Annotated in this window: 13 protein-coding genes, 1 tRNA gene and 1 pseudogene; 12 read left to right on the top strand and 3 right to left on the bottom strand. The window is 59.0% G+C overall.

Annotated features, from left to right (window positions below; all coding sequences use genetic code 11):
* The first annotated feature begins 38 nt into the window (after positions 1 to 38).
* From HMPREF2710_RS07785 to HMPREF2710_RS07735, 11 genes and pseudogenes are all read left to right on the top strand, one after another.
* Positions 39 to 1,034 carry a segregation and condensation protein A gene (locus HMPREF2710_RS07785; protein WP_070600473.1) on the top strand — a complete coding sequence of 332 codons (996 nt, stop codon included), beginning with the start codon at positions 39 to 41 and terminating at the stop codon, positions 1,032 to 1,034.
* The gene (scpB, locus tag HMPREF2710_RS07780) at positions 1,027 to 2,064 is read left to right on the top strand and encodes an SMC-Scp complex subunit ScpB (protein WP_070600471.1); all 1,038 of its coding nucleotides are present in this window, start codon (positions 1,027 to 1,029) and stop codon (positions 2,062 to 2,064) included. The genes HMPREF2710_RS07785 and scpB overlap by 8 nt, the downstream gene beginning before the upstream one ends.
* A gap of 81 nt (positions 2,065 to 2,145) precedes the next feature.
* Positions 2,146 to 3,306, top strand: a complete 1,161-nt coding sequence (locus HMPREF2710_RS07775; protein WP_049345300.1) for a pseudouridine synthase — start codon at positions 2,146 to 2,148, stop codon at positions 3,304 to 3,306.
* A gap of 18 nt (positions 3,307 to 3,324) precedes the next feature.
* Positions 3,325 to 4,494 (top strand): prephenate dehydrogenase, encoded by a 1,170-nt coding sequence (locus HMPREF2710_RS07770; RefSeq protein ID WP_070600469.1) that lies wholly within the window; start codon positions 3,325 to 3,327, stop codon positions 4,492 to 4,494.
* 54 nt (positions 4,495 to 4,548) lie between these two features.
* Positions 4,549 to 5,241 carry a (d)CMP kinase gene (gene cmk / locus HMPREF2710_RS09515; protein WP_049358673.1) on the top strand — a complete coding sequence of 231 codons (693 nt, stop codon included), beginning with the start codon at positions 4,549 to 4,551 and terminating at the stop codon, positions 5,239 to 5,241.
* Between the two features lie 111 nt (positions 5,242 to 5,352).
* The gene (gene der / locus HMPREF2710_RS07760) at positions 5,353 to 6,933 is read left to right on the top strand and encodes a ribosome biogenesis GTPase Der (protein WP_070600467.1); all 1,581 of its coding nucleotides are present in this window, start codon (positions 5,353 to 5,355) and stop codon (positions 6,931 to 6,933) included.
* 240 nt (positions 6,934 to 7,173) lie between these two features.
* Positions 7,174 to 7,247, top strand: a tRNA-Pro gene (locus tag HMPREF2710_RS07755).
* Between the two features lie 572 nt (positions 7,248 to 7,819).
* Positions 7,820 to 9,457, top strand: coding sequence for an L-lactate permease (locus HMPREF2710_RS07750; protein WP_070600465.1), 1,638 nt, complete (start codon positions 7,820 to 7,822; stop codon positions 9,455 to 9,457).
* Between the two features lie 507 nt (positions 9,458 to 9,964).
* Entirely contained in the window at positions 9,965 to 11,587 is a 1,623-nt protein-coding gene (locus HMPREF2710_RS07745) for an L-lactate permease (protein WP_070600463.1), read from the top strand.
* Between the two features lie 577 nt (positions 11,588 to 12,164).
* A pseudogene (locus HMPREF2710_RS07740) lies at positions 12,165 to 13,788 on the top strand (L-lactate permease).
* A 275-nt stretch (positions 13,789 to 14,063) separates the two neighbouring features.
* Positions 14,064 to 14,453: a DUF1304 domain-containing protein gene (locus HMPREF2710_RS07735; protein WP_005506606.1), complete on the top strand. Its 390-nt coding sequence runs from the start codon at positions 14,064 to 14,066 to the stop codon at positions 14,451 to 14,453.
* Positions 14,454 to 14,574: 121 nt separating this feature from the next.
* Here HMPREF2710_RS07735 and HMPREF2710_RS07730 read toward each other — a convergent pair whose 3' ends face one another.
* Both HMPREF2710_RS07730 and HMPREF2710_RS07725 read right to left on the bottom strand, forming a co-directional pair.
* Complete coding sequence (locus tag HMPREF2710_RS07730; protein ID WP_070600460.1) at positions 14,575 to 15,363, bottom strand: DNA-3-methyladenine glycosylase I; 789 nt, start codon at positions 15,361 to 15,363, stop codon at positions 14,575 to 14,577.
* 215 nt (positions 15,364 to 15,578) lie between these two features.
* Positions 15,579 to 16,190 (bottom strand): methylated-DNA--[protein]-cysteine S-methyltransferase, encoded by a 612-nt coding sequence (locus tag HMPREF2710_RS07725; protein ID WP_070600458.1) that lies wholly within the window; start codon positions 16,188 to 16,190, stop codon positions 15,579 to 15,581.
* Between the two features lie 333 nt (positions 16,191 to 16,523).
* Here HMPREF2710_RS07725 and HMPREF2710_RS07720 point away from each other — a divergent pair, with 333 nt between their 5' ends.
* Positions 16,524 to 17,108, top strand: a complete 585-nt coding sequence (locus HMPREF2710_RS07720; protein ID WP_070600457.1) for a hypothetical protein — start codon at positions 16,524 to 16,526, stop codon at positions 17,106 to 17,108.
* Between the two features lie 106 nt (positions 17,109 to 17,214).
* Here the strand turns inward: HMPREF2710_RS07720 and HMPREF2710_RS07715 are convergent, their stop codons facing one another.
* Positions 17,215 to 17,529 (bottom strand): N-acyl-D-glutamate deacylase, encoded by a 315-nt coding sequence (locus HMPREF2710_RS07715; protein WP_070600455.1) that lies wholly within the window; start codon positions 17,527 to 17,529, stop codon positions 17,215 to 17,217.
* Between the last annotated feature and the right edge of the window lie 121 nt (positions 17,530 to 17,650).

Raw genomic sequence — 17,650 nt, 5'->3', positions numbered from 1 at the left:
AAGCCGGGGAGAATAAACCTAAGGAGAATAGGTCGTTTATGACCACGAACGTCGCTGCCGTGAGGGTACCGACACCGAACGCAGACACCGCCGCGAACGCCCGGACTGAGGGCCGCGGCCTGCAGAACCCGGAACGCGGTTTCACCCTCACCCTCAGTAATTTTGAGGGTCCCTTTGATCTTCTACTGACCCTGATTTCGCGCCGCAAACTCGACATTACCGAGGTGGCGCTCGCAGAGGTCACCGACGAGTTCCTCGCATACCTGCACGCCCTCTACGCTGAAGGCACCGAACGCGCACTCGACGAAGCCAGCGAATTTCTGGTTACCGCCGCAACCCTGCTGGAACTCAAAACTGCACGCCTGCTCCCGCAGCATCGTGAACCCCTCGAAGAGGACGTTGCACTGCTGGAGGCACGCGACCTGCTTTTTGCCCGTCTGCTGCAATACCGCGCCTACCGCGAAGTTGCCGATATTTTTGCTGAACGCTGGGCGCAAGAAGCGCAGCGTTTTCCCCGTGCGGTAGCCCTCGAAGAACGATTCGCTCAGGCGCTACCCGAGCTGGTTTTCACCGGAGGTGCCGAAGAGTTCGCCCGCATCGCCGCAGCAGCGCTGAGCCGAACCCCCAAAGAGCCCGAACCGGAACCCGAAGAAATCGTTGAAGAACTCAACGAGCACCTGCACGTTCCGTTAACCACCATTGCGGCTGAAGAACACTACATTCTGCACAGCCTGCTCGATACGGCGGCGCGGGAACTGAGCTTTGCCGAACTGGTTCAAGGATCCGGCGAACTAGAAATCGCGGTGGTTCGTTTTCTCGCCCTGCTTGAGCTCTACAAAGAAGGCGCCCTGCACGTAGAACAGGACGCACCGCTCGGAGCCATTCGGGTACGTGCGAGCGCGAGCGCTGCACAGTTCGTGATTCGCGAAGCAACAGACACTCAGGATGCGCACGAAACCAGTGAAGCGTCTGAATCACCCGAAGTGAACGAATCTGAAGCTAACACGGAACCGGTAGAGGAGGATTATGAGTAGTCACGGCTCACGCTTTGACCGTGAATTCACCCCCGACGACCTTGCCATCGTGAACATGGGCTACTGGGATCCGAACGCGGATGAGGATTCGGAACAGGCTGACTCGGCGCCGGTAGAGGTAGCAGAGACGGTAGAGACTGAGAGCTCAAAGCCTGCTGAGGCGGACGCTGAACCGGCTGAGCACGAGGTAGCCGCCGCTCCTCTGGATGAGGTTCCCGAAGAAGCTGAGGAGGCTGAAGCCGCTGAAACGGTAGAGGACTCCGATGGTTCCGACATTTCCGACAGCTCCGAGGAATCGCAGGAAACCGCACCCCGCGAGTCGAAGAAATCTGTAACGAAATTGGCAGCGAAATCGGCAAAAATTCCGGCGGGAGGTCCCTCCACCGCACCCAGCGTGGCGGTCGATGCCGAAGCCGAATTCTCCAAGGTCGAGGCAATCCCCGGCGGCGTCAAAAGCGCCATCGAAGCGATCCTCGCCGTTGCCGAAGCGCCCGTGGGCGTCAAAGAACTCTCCGCCGCGCTCATCGTCAGCGAACGAGCTGTTGAGCACGCGCTCGACCAGCTGTACCGAGAGTACAACGGCGAAGAAAGCGGCTACGGAGAAGACGAAAACCGGGTGGCGCCCGAACCGCGCGGATTCCAGCTGCGGAACATCGCAGGAGGCTGGAAGCTCTACGCCCGCGACGACTTCGCCCCCTGGGTGGCACGCTTCGTGACCCGCTCCAAGAGCGCAACCCTCAGCAAGCCCGCCTACGAGACGCTCGCCGTGATTGCTTACCAGCAGCCGGTGACCAGGGCGAGGGTAGCCTCCATCCGTGGCGTAAACGCGGACGCGGCAATCCGTCAGCTACTGCAACGGCAGCTGATTCGTGAAGCAGGGCGAGAATCCGGAAGCGGCGCGACCCTCTACGAAACCACGGAGCTGCTGCTGGCGAAGCTCGGGTTGAACTCCCTGGAGGAGCTACCGGCGCTCGCGCCCTTCCTGCCCGATGACACGGAAGCCGCAGTGCTTGCCGAGGGCAACGACTAAGACAACGAATCAATAAGACGAACGAACGTTCGGGAAAAGCCTGAAACGTTCGCACCATACGACAGAAAAGAGAAGAACACCATGGCATATGGAAACTCCTCCCGCGGCGGCCGCTCTGCATCCGGTCGCCCCCAGAACTCCCGCGGTGGCCGTCCCGGCGCTGCTCGTCCCGGTCAGGGCGGTAAGCCCGGCGCTAAGGGCGCATCCGCACGCGGCGGTCGTCCCGGCGCACCGAAGAGTGGCGCAGGCAAGGGCGGCGCAAAGGGTTTCGGCGAGAAGAAGCTCGGTGACAAGAAGTTTGGCGAGAAGAAGTTCGGCGCAGGCCGCGCAGGTTCCGGCCGAGGCCGCGGTACCGAACTGCCCAAGCGCGAACGCCGCGCACCGGGCCGCCCCTACCGCTCCGGCGAAGCCTTCGCAAACGAGCGCGGCGAATACCGCGTCAGCAACTACGCTGGCCCGCACCGCCCCCGCCGCCCCCGCAACGCCCCGGTAGACCACTACGAGTTCTACGACCACGACGGCGTGCGCCTGCAGAAGCTGCTGGCTCAGGCCGGTGTGGCATCCCGCCGCGTCTGCGAAGAAATGATTACCGAAGGCCGCGTCACCGTCAACGGTGAAGTCGTGACCGAGCTGGGTGTGCGCGTGGACCCCTCCAAGGTGACCGTGCAGGTGGACGGCATGACCGTTCAGACCAACGACAAGCTCGTCTACATGGCATTCAACAAGCCCGCCGGCGTGGTCTCCACCATGGAAGACCCCGAAGGTCGCCCCTGCATCTCTGACTTCCTGCGTTCCTCCATGAGCGAGCGCGTGTTCCACGTGGGCCGCCTGGACGTCGAAACCGAGGGTCTGCTGCTGCTGACCAACGACGGTGAACTGGCGAACCGCCTCACCCACCCCTCCTACGAGGTGCCCAAGACCTACCTGGTGCAGGTTCCCGGCCCGATGGAGCCCGGCGTCGGCGCAGCCATGAAGAAGGGCATTCGCCTGGAAGACGGTGTGACCCGCGTGGACGAGTTCAAGCTGGTGGATTCCACCCCCGGCCACGTGCTCGTTGAGGTGACCATCCACTCCGGTAAGAACCGCATCGTGCGCCGCCTCTTTGACGCCGTCGGTTACCCGGTTGAGCGCCTGGTCCGCGTTGAGATGGGCCCGATCCGTATTGGTTCGCAGAAGCAGGGCACTGTCCGTAACCTTTCCAAGGTCGAGATTGGTCACCTGCTCGCTTCGGTGGACATGTAATAACGCTAAGGAGTTGTCATGAGCTCGCCCGCTGAGCTTTCCGCATCTGAGTTGCCCATGGACTCAACGCTGACCGGGCCGGTACTCATTATTGGCTCGGGTCTGCTGGGTGCCTCCATTGGTTTGGGGTTGCGTGCGGCAGGATGCGAGGACGTGTACGTCCAAGATATTTCACCCACCGCCGAGGCTGTGGCGCAGGATATCGGTGCCGGTACAAGCTTCTCCACCCTGTCGGAGGAGGAGCGCGCCGCGTTCGCCCCGCAGCTGGTGGTGGTGGCTGCGCCTCCGGATAGTGCCGGTGCCGTGTGCGCTCGCGCGTTGAACACCTATGCGCCTCGACCGGAGGCGGGCTACCCCGGCGCTGTGGTGACGGATGTTGCCTCGGTGAAGGTGCAGCCGCTGGCTGATGTGCTTGCCTCGGGTGCGGATGCGTCCCGTTACGTGGGTTCGCATCCGATGGCTGGGCGTGAGAAGTCGGGCCCGGTGGCTGCTCGCGGTGAGCTGTTCCAGGCGCGTCCGTGGATTATCTGCGAGCACGATTCGGTTCGCCCCGAGTGTGTGCGTCTGGTGCGTTCTGTGGCGGTGGAGCTGGGCGCGATTGTGACTTCTCTGAGCGTTGAGGAGCATGATCAGACGGTCGCTCTGATCTCTCATGTGCCGCAGGCGATGAGCTCGCTGTTGGCTTCGCGTCTGCAGGATACTCCGCTGTATGCGCTGTCTTTGGCGGGTCAGGGTTTGCGCGATACGGTGCGTATCGCGGCTTCGGACCCGACGCTGTGGGTGCAGATTTTTGCGGCGAACGCTGACCCGATTGTGAAGACCCTCTACGGGGTGCGTGATGACCTGAACCGCCTCATCGCGACGCTGGAGAACCCGACGGCATCCGGCGCTCGCCTGGATTTGGCGCAGCTGATGAGCGAAGGCAACGCGGGCGTGAGCCGTATTCCGGGTAAGCACGGTACAGCCCCCGCCGCGTTCGCAAAGATGACGGTGCTGGTGGACGATACCCCCGGCACCCTGGCTCGTTTGCTCGCCGAGATTGGTGAGCTGGGCGCGAACCTTGAGGATTTGCGTCTGGAGCACTCGACGGGTGCCCCGGTGGGTATGGCTGAAATCTCGGTCAATCCGTCTATTCATGAGGCGCTGGTCCGCGATTTGTCGGCTCGCGGTTGGCGTGTTGTGAAGTAGAGTTAAAGCTGTATTTTCCGGCATAAAGTTTGAGACGAATTTTAAGGAGTGCTGATGCACGAGAACCCTAAACTGACGATTGCTATTGACGGTCCCTCCGGTTCCGGTAAGTCGTCTGTGTCTAAGGAAGTTGCACGCCACTTTGGCCTGGCGTACCTGGACACCGGTGCAATGTACCGTGCCGCAACCTACCGTGTGCTGGAACTTGGCATTGACCTGAACGACGCTGAGGCGATCGCGAAGGCTGTCGAGGAGATGCCCCTGGTGTTCGGTACGAACATTAAGGAAGAAGAGATTCTGATGGGCTCGACCGATATCCGTGAGGAGATTCGTAGCGAGCGCATTTCTTCGGCTGTGTCTGCTGTGGCTTCGGTTCCGGCGGTTCGTGAGCACCTGATTGGCCTGCAGCGTTGGATGATTAACCACGCTATTAACGGCATGGTCGCTGAGGGCCGCGACATCACCACCGTGGTTGCTCCCGATGCTGATGCGCGCATCCTGCTGACTGCTTCTGAGGAGGTGCGCATGGCGCGCCGCGGCCTGGAGAACTCCGAGAAGTCGGGTGCTTCGGGCGACTTGAGCAAGCAGATTGCTGAGCGTGATGCGAAGGATTCGAAGGTCAATAACTTTATGGAAGCTGCCGAGGGCGTGACCCTGGTGGACAGCTCGGATCTTGATTTTAATGCGACGGTCTCTGCAGTGATTAACGCTGTGAATGACCAGTTGAAAGCGAAGCGCGCGGGCTAGGCCCCGCCGAAACGCTGGGGGAGTGGTGCATCCGCTCCCGATAAGACGTTGAGCCGCGCTCGCGTGCTGACCGATGGGTTGGCCGCGGGGCGGGTAGAGAAAGGAGCGCGCATGGCTGAGGACGCTATCCGCGACGATTACGAAGAGAAGTACCTGGGCGGTGGCGAGGACGACGTTATCGAGCGCCTCGCTGAGATTGATGATGAGACTGCTGATCAGCGTGCTCAGGCTCTTCTTGAGGGCCTTGAGGACTACGACCTGGATGAAGAGGACCGCGCCCTGCTGGGTGCTTGGGGCTTCGACATTGAGGAAGAGGAAGAGCAGCTCGCTGATCCGGTAGTGGCGATTGTTGGCCGCCCGAACGTGGGTAAGTCGACCATCATTAACCGTATTCTGGGCCGCCGTGAAGCGGTGGTTGAGGATAAGCCGGGTGTGACTCGTGACCGCGTGTCCTACAAGGCTGAGTGGCTGGGTAAGAGCTTCACCCTGGTTGATACCGGTGGTTGGGAGTCTGACGCTCGCGGTATTGATGCTCAGGTTGCTGAGCAGGCTGAGATTGCTGTGGAACAGGCCGATGTTGTGGTTCTGGTGGTTGACGCCCGCGTGGGTGTGACCGCTTCGGACGAGCAGATCGTGCGTATGCTGCGCCGCGTGAAGAAGCCGATCATTCTGATTGCTAACAAGATTGATGACGCTCACCTGGAGCCGGAGATTTATAACCTCTGGTCGCTGGGTATGGGTCAGCCGTTCCCGGTCTCGGGTCTGCACGGCCGTGGTCTGGCGGATGCCCTGGACGAGATTCTTGAGGTCATGCCGGAGCACTCGCAGTTCGCACAGCCGGAGGCGCTGGGCGGCCCGCGTCGTGTGGCTCTGGTGGGTCGCCCGAACGTGGGTAAGTCGTCGCTGCTGAACAAGCTGGCTGGTTCTGAGCGTGCCGTGGTGAACGACCTGGCTGGTACGACTCGTGACCCGATTGACGAGATTATTGAGCTGGGCGGCTACCCTTGGCGTTTTGTGGATACCGCGGGTATTCGCCGTCGCCAGCACATGGCTAAGGGTGCAGAGTTCTACTCTTCGCTGCGTACTCAGACTGCTCTGGAGCGTTCTGAGGTTGCCGTGGTGCTGCTGGATGTTTCCGAGCCGATCTCTGAGCAGGATGTGCGTATCGTGCAGACCGTGATTGATTCGGGTCGTGCGATGGTCCTGGCATTCAATAAGTGGGATACCCTCGATGAGGATCGCCGCGACATGCTTGAGCGCGAGATTGAGCGCGACCTGGCACACGTGCAGTGGGCTCCTCGCGTGAACATTTCGGCGAAGACCGGCTGGCACAAGGACAAGCTGGTGCCCGCCCTGGAGCACTCGCTGGAGTCGTGGGATTCGCGTATTCCGACCGGTCGCCTGAACGCGTTCCTGGGCGAGATTGTGGCCGCGCATCCGCACCCGCTGCGTGGTGGTAAGCAGCCGCGTATTCTCTTCGGTACTCAGGTGTCTTCGCGTCCGCCGAAGTTCGTGCTCTTTACTACCGGTTTCTTGGACCCGGGTTACCGTCGCTTCATTATGCGTCGTCTGCGTGAGACTTTTGATTTCACGGGTACTCCGATTGAGATTTCGATGCGTGTGCGTGAGCGCCGCTCCCTGGGTGAGCGTCAGAGCGCGAAGGCTAAGAAGGGTAAGGGCGGCCGCCGCTAGTAGCGGGGTGTCTGCTTGATGCCGTGTTGCTGGGCTGGCCCCTTGCTAGGCTGGCTCTTGTTAGGTTTGGCCCCCGCGCGCTGGATTCTGTACGGAAAATCTGCCAGGAAATCCGTGAGGAAAAGATTTTTAAGATTTTTTCTAAAAATGGTGAATCTGGCTTGCGCGGGGGTTAAAAGCCCGGTATAGTTATTCGAGTGTTCAGGGGAAACCTTGAAAACAATATCGTGAATAACGAATCGGGTTGTGGCGCAGCTTGGTAGCGCACTTGACTGGGGGTCAAGGGGTCGCAGGTTCAAATCCTGTCAACCCGACAGATAAAGCTCCGGAAGGTTTTTCCTTCCGGAGCTTTTTTGTATGCCGTTTAGGGGTTTGCGGGGATTGATGGTGCGGGGCTGGGTTGTGTCGGTTTGAATGTTCCCGAGGTGCTGCGTGCTCTGGCTGGCTCTGGCCGGGCTTTGGTGGGCTCTTGCTCCCTTGTAAACTCGGGGTGGTCTTTAGGTTATTTTGCAAATATGAGCTTGCATCTAAATGTTGGAATATGCCCGATTTTGTGGGTGTTCAGTGGTACATTGGGTACACGAGGAATCGCGTTTTAGCGGTCAGAAATATTAGCTTTGGCACTGAATCTTCCTTGACAAATCAAGGAATATTCAGGTTTCTGTGACTAAAACACGACTTCATACACACTAAATTTCATAGCCGCAAAACCAATACGAACCCAAGTGAAGGCATATGTCCCCAGGGGATAGCCTCGCTAACGCACAGTGCACTGGGAAAACACCACGTAAGCACACGGCACACACCGTCACGCGCGATACTGGGAAGGCTTTGTGGCACACAACGATCCCGCCCCTCGGGGCGCGGAAAGGAACGCAATACAATCATGTGGCAGCAAGTCTACGACCCGCTACACTCGAGTGCCCTCTCTGCACTCGTGGCAGCAGTCCCGATTATTTTCTTCCTTCTGGGCCTCACCGTCCTGAAGCTCAGCGGTATTAAATCTGCCGTCATCTCCCTGGCGCTCGCACTCGTGATCGGTTGCGGCATCTTCGGTATGCCCGTCACCGCAGGTGCAGGCTCCATCCTCTACGGTTTCCTCTCGGGCATGTGGCCCATCGGCTGGATCGTTCTCATGGCAGTGTGGCTCTACCGCATTTCCGTGCGTTCCGGCGGCTTCGAAATCGTTCGCTCCTCCATCTCGTCCATCTCTACTGACCAGCGCATCCAGATGCTGCTGATTGCATTCTGCTTCGGTGGCTTCCTTGAAGGCGCTGCAGGCTTCGGTATTCCGATTGCTATCTGTGCCGCACTGCTGGTTTCCTTGGGCTTCAACCCGCTCAAGGCCGCAATGTTCGCCCTGATTGCTAACGTGAGCTCCGGTGCATATGGCGCTATCGGTATCCCCGTGACCACCGCAGCAACCCGCGGCGGCGTGGACCTGCACGGTCTGTCCATCGAAATGGTCCTGGTTATCCAGATCATGGCAGGCCTGATCCCCCTGGTGCTCGTCGCTATTCAGGACGGTCTGCGCGGTATCCGCGAAGTCGGTCTGGTAGCTCTCATGGTCGGCGTTATCTACTCCGGTGGCCAGTCCGTTCTGCTCGCAACCCTGGGTAACCCCGAGCTCGTTGACATCATCCCGCCGCTGCTGGCACTGGTCGCTCTGGCACTGGTCATGCAGAAGTGGCAGCCCAAGCACATCTTCCGCGAGCCCACCGCTCCCTCCCTGGAAGAAGTTCAGGCGCAGCAGAGCGTCAAGCACACCAGCGGCGAAATCCTCAAGGCTTGGAGCCCCTTCGTCTACCTGTCCGTCGTGATTCTGCTCTGGTCCACCGCTCTGAAGCCCCTCTTCGCTGCTAAGGGCGCGCTCGGCTTCACCAACATCTCCTTCCCCCTGCCCTGGCTGCACCAGAGCATCTCGCAGGCGGCACCGATTGTTGCAACCCCCAAGCCTATCGACGTGACCTACACCTGGAACATTGTGGGCGCATCCGGTACCGCAATTCTGGTGGCTACCATCATCACCATCCTGACCTCCAAGATTAGCTGGGGCGAGGCTATCGAGGAACTCGGCGCAACCTGGAAGCAGCTGCAGACCCCGATCCTCATGATCTGCCTGGTCATGTCCGTTGCTAACGTCATGAACTACGCGGGTATGATTACCTCCATCGCACTGGCTGTTGCCGCTGTGGGTGCTATCTTCCCGCTGCTGTCCCCGATCATCGGTTGGATTGGCGTGTTCGTGACCGGCTCCGTGGTGAACAACAACATCCTCTTCGCTGGCCTGCAGGCTACCACCGCACAGCAGATTGGCGTTAGCCAGACCCTGCTGGTTGCATCTAACACCGCCGGTGGTGTGATGGCGAAGATCGTTTCCCCGCAGTCCATCGCAATTGCAGCTGCTGCTGTGAACAGCGCAGGCGAGGAATCCAAGATTACCTCCATGGCGATCAAGTACAGTGCAGCTCTGCTGGCTGTCACCTGTGTTTGGGTTTATGTCCTGTCTCTGGTCGGCATCTAAACAGCGTGAGAACCAGATGCGTGTAACCTACCTTCTCTGAAGGTAAGGTGCCCGCGACACGGTTGAGCGAAAGCCCCTTCTACTTCGGTAGGAGGGGCTTTCGCGCGTCTGTGTTTGTGTGCTGGGGAGGAGGTTTGTGGCTAAGGAGCGCAATTATGCACATAAGTTTCATTTGTGCACACTTAAGGTCACCCTATCCTGAAGTCTCGAGGAAGACCTGTTAGCTTAGACAGATAAAGTCAAGAGTACCTAGTGAGAGGGACAGAGTCCCGCTCACCGCCGCCGCGTCACGGTATATGGCCACGGTATATTGCCTCGGCATAGCGCCACGTCAAGTAACCAAACGCCCGGCAGCTCAAGACCATCACGCTTCACCGATGGACCCATCCACGACGCAAGGATTGGGCCCATCGGTTTTTATGCGGCCTAGCGCTTCCATACAGCACAGGAGCCGTATCGGAAGAAGCAACCGCTAATACACACAGACCGAAAGGAACACCCGCCCCAATGTGGCAGCAAACCTACGACCCGCTAAACGCACCGGTGCTCTCCGCACTGGTTGCCGCAGTGCCCATCATTCTCTTCCTGCTGGGCCTGACCGTCCTGAAACTCAGCGGCCTCAAATCAGCGCTGCTGACCCTCGGCACCACCCTCATCATCGGCTGTGCCATCTTCGGCCTGCCTATCACCGCAGGCGCCGGTTCCATCCTCTCTGGCTTCCTCTCGGGCGCATGGCCCATCGGCTGGATCGTACTCATGGCGGTGTGGCTCTACCGCATCGCCGTGCGCGCCGGTAACTTCGACATTGTGCGGGCATCTGTCTCCTCCATCTCGAACGATCAGCGCATCCAGGTGCTGCTGATTGCCTTCTGCTTCGGTGGCTTCATCGAAGGCGCGGCAGGCTTCGGCATCCCGATCGCTATCTCTGCTGCACTGCTGGTATCCCTGGGTTTCAACCCCCTCAAAGCATCCATGCTGGCGCTGGTAGCCAACGCCGCATCCGGCGCATACGGCGCTATCGGTATTCCCGTGACCACCGCAGCTAAGGTCGGCGGCCTGGACACCGCGCACCTGTCCGCAGGCATGGTTCCGGTACTGCAGATCTTCGTCGCCTTCGTGCCGCTGCTGATGGTCGCAATCCAGGACGGTATGCGCGGCATCCGCGAGGTCGGTCTCGTAGCGCTCATGACCGGCGTCATCTTCTCCGGCGGTCAGGCAGCTATCCTGACGCTGCTCGGCTCGCCCGAACTGGTCGACATCATCCCGCCGCTGCTGTCCCTGGTAGCACTGGCGCTCGTGATGCAGAAGTGGCAGCCCAAGCACATTTACCGCGAACCCACCGCACCCAGCCTCGAAGAAGCCCAGGCGCAGCAGAACGTCAAGCACACCGGCGGCGAGATTGTTAAGGCGTGGAGCCCCTTCATCTTCCTCTCCGCAACCATCCTGCTCTGGTCCACTGCCCTGAAGCCGATTTTCGCAACCAATGGCCTGCTCGGCGCTGCAACCCTGGCATTCCCCATCCCCGGCATTCACGAAGCCATCACCACCGGTGCCGGCAAGACCGTGACCGCGATGTTCTCCTGGAACACCCTGGGCGCATCCGGCACCGCAATTTTGGTAGCGGCACTCATCACCATCCTGACCTCGAATATCAGCTGGGGCGAAGCCTTCGAAGAACTCGGCGGTACCTGGAACCAGCTGAAGATGCCGATCCTCATGATCTGCCTGGTCATGTCCGTCGCGAACGTCATGAATTATGCCGGTATGACCACCTCCATCGCTCTGGCGCTCGCGGCAGCCGGCCCGGTCTTCCCGCTGCTGTCCCCGATCATCGGTTGGATTGGCGTGTTCGTGACCGGCTCCGTGACCAATGCTAACGTGCTCTTCGCGGGCCTGCAGTCCACCACCGCAGCCCAGATCGCTGTTGACCCGACCCTGCTTGTTGCCGCAAACACCGCCGGTGGCGTGATGGGTAAGATTGTCTCCCCGCAGTCCATCGCGATTGCGGCGGCGGCTGTGAACAGCGCAGGCGAGGAATCGAAGATTACCTCCATGTCCATCAAGTACAGCGCTATTCTGCTGGGCCTGGTCTGCGTCTGGTCCTTCGCCCTCTCGCTCATGGCTGGCTAAAGCCATTCGTGAGCCTCACACCAGGGCAGATAGCGGCATGACGCTGAACCCCTGATGATTCTGATGCAAAGCCCCCTTCTCGACCCGTGCGGTCGGGGAGGGGGCTTCATTCTTACCTGCCGCCGTATAGATTTAGGTCGGGTAGTAGAAAAGGGTCTAGCCGGAGAAAATAACTACCGACAAGGATTAAATCGTAATGACTCTTAACTAGCGTTTCATACTGTAAAAGCGCCCAGTACCTAGCAAAGGGCCCACCTGCCGCAGTGATACAGTTCTCAGTGGGCATTGGCGCCGTAGGCGAGAGCACGAGCTAAGGAACTTTTAGCTTCGAGGCCTCCAACGAGAGAACCAACGCCCCGCATCGTGGAAATATCCTTCCCCGCGCCCCCTGCCTTCAGCCAAGGCTACAACACAGACACATGATGTTGCTACGCCTTTCACGTTCAGGGACCCTCAGCGGTAGAGGCGTCGTGAGGCTACGCCTCGTACTACCCCATAAGGGCAGACGGACACACCCTACAGCGGCATCCAAACCGCTGTAGGTACACCCTGCGGCGAGGAAGGACATACCACTCTCATGTGGTCGCAGACCTACGATCCCCTCAACTCCCCGGTGCTCTCTGCACTCGTAGCGGCATCCCCCATTATTCTTTTTCTACTCTGCCTCACGGTTTTCAAACTCAGCGGCATCAAATCAGCGCTAATCACCCTAGCCCTGACCCTGTGCATCGCACTCGGAGTCTTCCACCTGCCCTGGACAGCAGCCGCAGGTTCTATTTTCTACGGATTCCTCTCAGCGCTATGGCCTATTGCATGGATTGTGCTCATGGCAGTGTGGCTCTACCGTATCGCGGTGCGCAGCGGAAAATTCGCCATCGTGAGGTCCTCTGTCTCCTCAATCTCAGCGGACCAGCGCATCCAGGTGCTACTTCATCGCCCTCTGCTTTGCCGGGTTTATTGAGGGCGCGGCGGGCTTCGGCATCCCGATTGCTATTTCTGTAGCGCTACTGGTTGCCCTGGGTTTCAACCCGCTCAAAGCCGCTATGCTCTCCCTGGTCGCTAACGCCACCGTGGGCGCCTACGGTGCGGTCGGTATTCCTGTGACCACCGGTGCCGCTATCGGTAACGTAGACCTGGGGCACCTATCCAACCAGATGGTTTGGGTCCTGCAGATTTTTGCGGCCCTCGTACCCGTGCTCGTGGTCGCTATTCAGGACGGTCTGCGCGGCATTCGTGAGGTAGGCTTAGTAGCGCTCGCAACCGGTATCGTGATTTCTGGCTTGCAGAGCATCATGCTGTGGGTCCTGCAGGACCCCGAGCTCATCGGCATTTTGCCGCCCCTTGTCGGACTGGTGTTCCTGGCGGTCGTGATGCACTTCTGGCAGCCCAAGCACGTCTATCGCGAGCCCACCGCACCGACTCTGGAAGAGCTCTCCGCGCAGGACGAACCGACGTACAGCCTGCGCGAAGTTGCGAGCGCCTGGAGCCCCTTCATCTTCCTTTCCATCACCATCCTGCTCTGGTCCACCGTGCTGCGCCCCGTCTTTGACCATAACGGAGCCCTGGGCTTTGCAAACCTGAGCTTCCATGTGCCCGGTATCCACCATCAGATTGGCGACGGTGAAGGCCTGGCTATCCACGCGGTCTTCAACTGGAACATCCTGGGTGCGGCGGGTACCGCCATTCTGGTGGCGGCTCTGCTCTCTGCGTTCACCTCGAAAATTACCGTCCGTGAGACTCTGCAGGAGCTTAACGGTGCATGGCAGCAGTTGAAGAAACCCATCTACATGATTTGCCTGGTCATGTCCGTAGCAAACCTCATGAACTACGCGGGCATGACCTCCTCTATCGCCCTGGCTGTGGCTACGGCTGGCGCTTTCTTCCCGCTCTTCTCACCCGTTATCGGCTGGATTGGCGTGTTCGTGACCGGTTCGGTGACCAATAACAACGTGCTCTTCGCCGGTCTGCAGGCAAGCACCGCACATCAGATTGGCGTCGACCCTGGTCTGCTCGTGGCAGCCAATACCTCTGGTGGTGTGATGGGTAAGATTGTGTCCCCGCAGTCGATTGCAGTGGCGGTCGCCGCTGTGAACGAGGCGGGTCAGGAGTCGAAGGTTACCTCCATAACCATCAAGTACAGTCTCTTCCTGCTGGTACTGCTGTGCATTTGGACGTACCTGCTCACGCTCATCGTGCACTAGGCTTTTTAAGCGACTTTTCCTGTCTTCGAGGAAGAACCGGAGAGATACGCAGAACGCTCGTTGCGAGGTCATGTCGCGGCGGGCGTTCGCCGTATCTGAGGTACCCAATGTCATACGATGCGGATAATCCACCCGGCAGGAGTAGAATTAGTGTTTGTGCCCACACACCGGAGACGTGCACAGGAGAGGCTGCCCGGCTGTTATCTGTGCGTTACTCTCTCGCCCGCTGCGTGAGACACACGGCTAACAGATGACCTACTACTCAAGGAGAAACAATGCAGGCACTCGCAACGGTCACCACCGTTTTTGCCTTCGTAGCAATCGCTATTCACGTGTACATCTGGATTATCGAATCCTTCCTCTGGACTAAGCCCAAGGGTCGCGAAACCTTCGGAATGACCGAAGAATTCGCCGAGTCCACCAAGGAGATGGCAGCAAACCAGGGCCTGTACAACCTGATGCTCGCCTGGATCGCCGCAACCGGTCTGCTGGCTTTCTGGTTCGGCTCCCCGCAGGTGGGTGTGGCACTCATGTTCGCAGGCCTGGGCTCCATGGCGATTGCCGGTGTCTACCTGTTCCTCACCTCCCCGGATAAGCGTAAGCCGGCGCTGATTCAGCTGACCCCGCCGCTGCTGGCGCTGATTTTCCTCTTCGTGATGATCTAACCCTGTGACGACCTAATTCAGAGCGGAACATCTCAACGTATAGAAGCCGCGTGCTTACTTCTACGAAGTGGCGCGCGGCTTTTCTGCGCCCTTAGACGCGAGTACGCCAAGCGAGGGGAGCTTAGGTGAAGAGCCCCGAACAGCCTCGCCGATGCGAACCCACCAGGTGAGCGTCGACCATACCGACCGCACACATAAGCGCATAGGCGGTCACCGGACCCAAGAACACACCTCCTAGAGCTTTAAAAGATTTGGCAAGAAGCGCAGACTCGGGTGTATCTGTCGGAATATCCTCCAGGGTATGCGGCACGATAGTCTCGTGCGGCGCGAAGGACCACAGCCACGCCGACAACCCGCCCGGTACACGCGTGCCGTCGGATAGGGTGCGCTCGCGCATCCGGTTAAGATCTTCATCGCGGAGCGTACGAACTCGACGGCGGCGGGCATTCGGCGCCTCAACGCTATCCGTATTGGGTGGGGTAGAAGAGTGGGTGATAAGAGGAAGATGAACATCCTCCGCGGACGCGTCATGCGGCGTGGCGGCAAGCTCACGCATCCGAAGGGTCAGCTGTGCATTGGAGATGACCGCGCGAATCTTCCGCTCGTTACGGATAATCTCTTCGTCCTGGAGGAGTCGCGCAACATCCTGGTCGGTGAACGCGGCCACGCGTTCGGGATTGAACCCTTCGAAAGCGCGACGAAATGCCTCACGGCGGGCAAGAATCGTGCGCCAGGAGAGGCCCACCTGAAAAGCTTCGAGGCTCAGGGCTTCGAAGAGTCCCCGCTCATCGGTGACGGGCATGCCCCATTCGGCGTCGTAGTAGTCGCGCAGAAGCTTATCGGCCACCCATGTGGGGTAGCTCGGGGTGTTTTCGAGGGGGTTGGCGGGAATAGTAGGTTGCGAGGTCACGGTTTCTCCTCTATGAGATTGCTGTGCTCATCCGAGTATTTCGGAAGCATGTTCTACTTAAACACTAGCCCTAGCGTGAGTAAATCGCAAGTATATTCGATTATGTGTCGTGGTGCAGAGCAACGAAACCGAAAACAGGTACGACAGAGGGCGGAGCCTGCATCCGATGCACGCTCCGCCCTCTGATAAGTCTCAATCACTGCCGGGTGACATCGCTAGAAGAGCCGCGCCTCCCGCACCTCTTCCGGCTCCTCCAAATCGAGGAGGAACTGCTTACGCTCAACACCGCCAGCGTAGCCGGTCAAACTACCGTCAGCACCAATAACGCGGTGACACGGAATCATAATAGAAACCTTATTGCGGCCGACCGCCTGCCCCACAGCCTGCGCCGGAGCACCGGGGCCAACCGCACGCGAAATCTCACCGTAAGTGGTGGTGTACCCGGCAGGAACAGTCTTCAGGTGCTCCCACACAATCAGCTGAAAATCGGTGCCCTCAGGATCTAGCGGCAACGTAAAAGAAGTGCGCTTGCGCTCAAAATACTCGGAGAGCTCTGCCGCAGCACGCGACAGCAGCTGTGCCGCAGCATACTTGCCGGTAGGCTCTTCACCTTCAGTAGCGCTGTGATCCCGCAGGTAGGCGTCAGGATTCTCAATCAGTCCACCAAGCTCATGAGGGAGCGGAAAATGCGCCTGGTCCTCGTACCAGATGCCGACAACCGCATCCGCGCGGGCGGCGATGTAGAGAGTGCCCACGGGGCTTGCGTAGCGCGTGTACCAGCGCGCGAGCGCTTCCGGCGGCTGCGGCGAATCGGTCGCTTTGGTCATGCTCTTCCTCGTAGGCTCCAGGGCGTGTACTGCAGATGGTATTAGAGATAAATATCCCTTTCAACCATCATAGGGGAGGCGCGCCTCCGTACCGTACCCGCGGCGGGTTTTGTCTATAACTAACCGCTACGAGATATACACATCGCCGGTTACGCCTCTCACGAGGTCCCGTCAATTTTGCCTGAGCCCCAAGAGCTGGCATTCTGTGAAGTACACACCGATACACCGCAATTCAATACTCCGGCTTCTCCACCCCGCAGCGGGTAGGGGATGGCCTGTGTTTCTCGTACCCCAACGATGGGTTCAACGATGACTGAAATTGCAAGGAGAAACATGGAAGATCTGAAAGACATCCGCCGGCAACTCAAAGAAAACCCGGAGAGCCGAGAGCTTAATAACCGTTACGCGCAGGCGTGCCTCGACATCGCGAAAGAATATACCGTTACGTCCCAGGGACATATCTTTATTTGCTCGCCCTCAGATTTAGAAGCCGTACGGTACGTCATGGCCAAGATCCCTAACGCTTCGCTTCTAGACGGCGAAACCTTAGAGGAATACAAACGTCTGAAGAGAGCCGTCACCCAAGCCCGTATGAATAGAGGCAGGCCCGGTAGCATGATGGGCATTTACTATGCCCTCATCCTTTTTATAGTGATGCCTATAATGGCGGTACCAATCCTTGCGCTGTGGGAACTCACCGCGGGGAGCACCTCAGACCACACCCGCGACCCGAGAGCCCTTATTTACCTGATTCCTGTCGCTCTCATTACCGCTGCGCTTCTCTGGGTTGGGTGGCTTTTTGAACGAATCCCCGGCTGGAAATATAACGCTCTGATCGTCGAAAAGAACAGAAGGATAGAACTAGCCAGAGCCGAAGCTGAAGCGCGTCAAAGTACTGACCCGACCGCTGAGAAATAATCTTGAGTGCAGGGCCGGCCTCTGCCCCTGACCATAACGTAAATGTGCCGCCTCACCGGTATTGGTGAGGCGGCACATTTATGCTGTCTAGGGGATAAGAAGCTCGCTACTTAGCGGCTACTCCATCAGCGTTGCCCTCCGTGTGGTGCAGATGCGGCAGGTGAGTCGAATGCAGGTCGTGACCGAGCACATCGTGCGCATCCGGGTCCTCGTTCGGGAGCACATGCGAGTACTTGGAGTAGTAGCGGTACAGTGCGTAGGCGCCAATCACAGTCAGTACGATAGCAACGCCCAGAGCCCACGGTACAGCGGCGGCAGAATACATAACGGAGAAGAGCACCAACAGCCAGGAGAGAGCAGCTGCAAGAACCGAAATGTTCATAGCAATAATTGCAAGCTTGCGGCGACGGACATCAACCATAATCGGTGCGGGGAAACCCGCTCCCTCCTTTCGGGAGCATACGCTCCGCTATGTGGGGCATCAACAGGTACCCCAAGTGAATCCAAAGCCACCGTTGGCTATGGAAACACAATAACTACGC

The sequence above is a fragment of the Rothia sp. HMSC069D01 genome (assembly GCF_001810135.1).
Lineage (GTDB): Bacteria > Actinomycetota > Actinomycetes > Actinomycetales > Micrococcaceae > Rothia.
The sequence above is the reverse complement of the archived record's forward strand: the minus strand, read 5'-3'. Positions and strand labels throughout refer to the sequence as shown.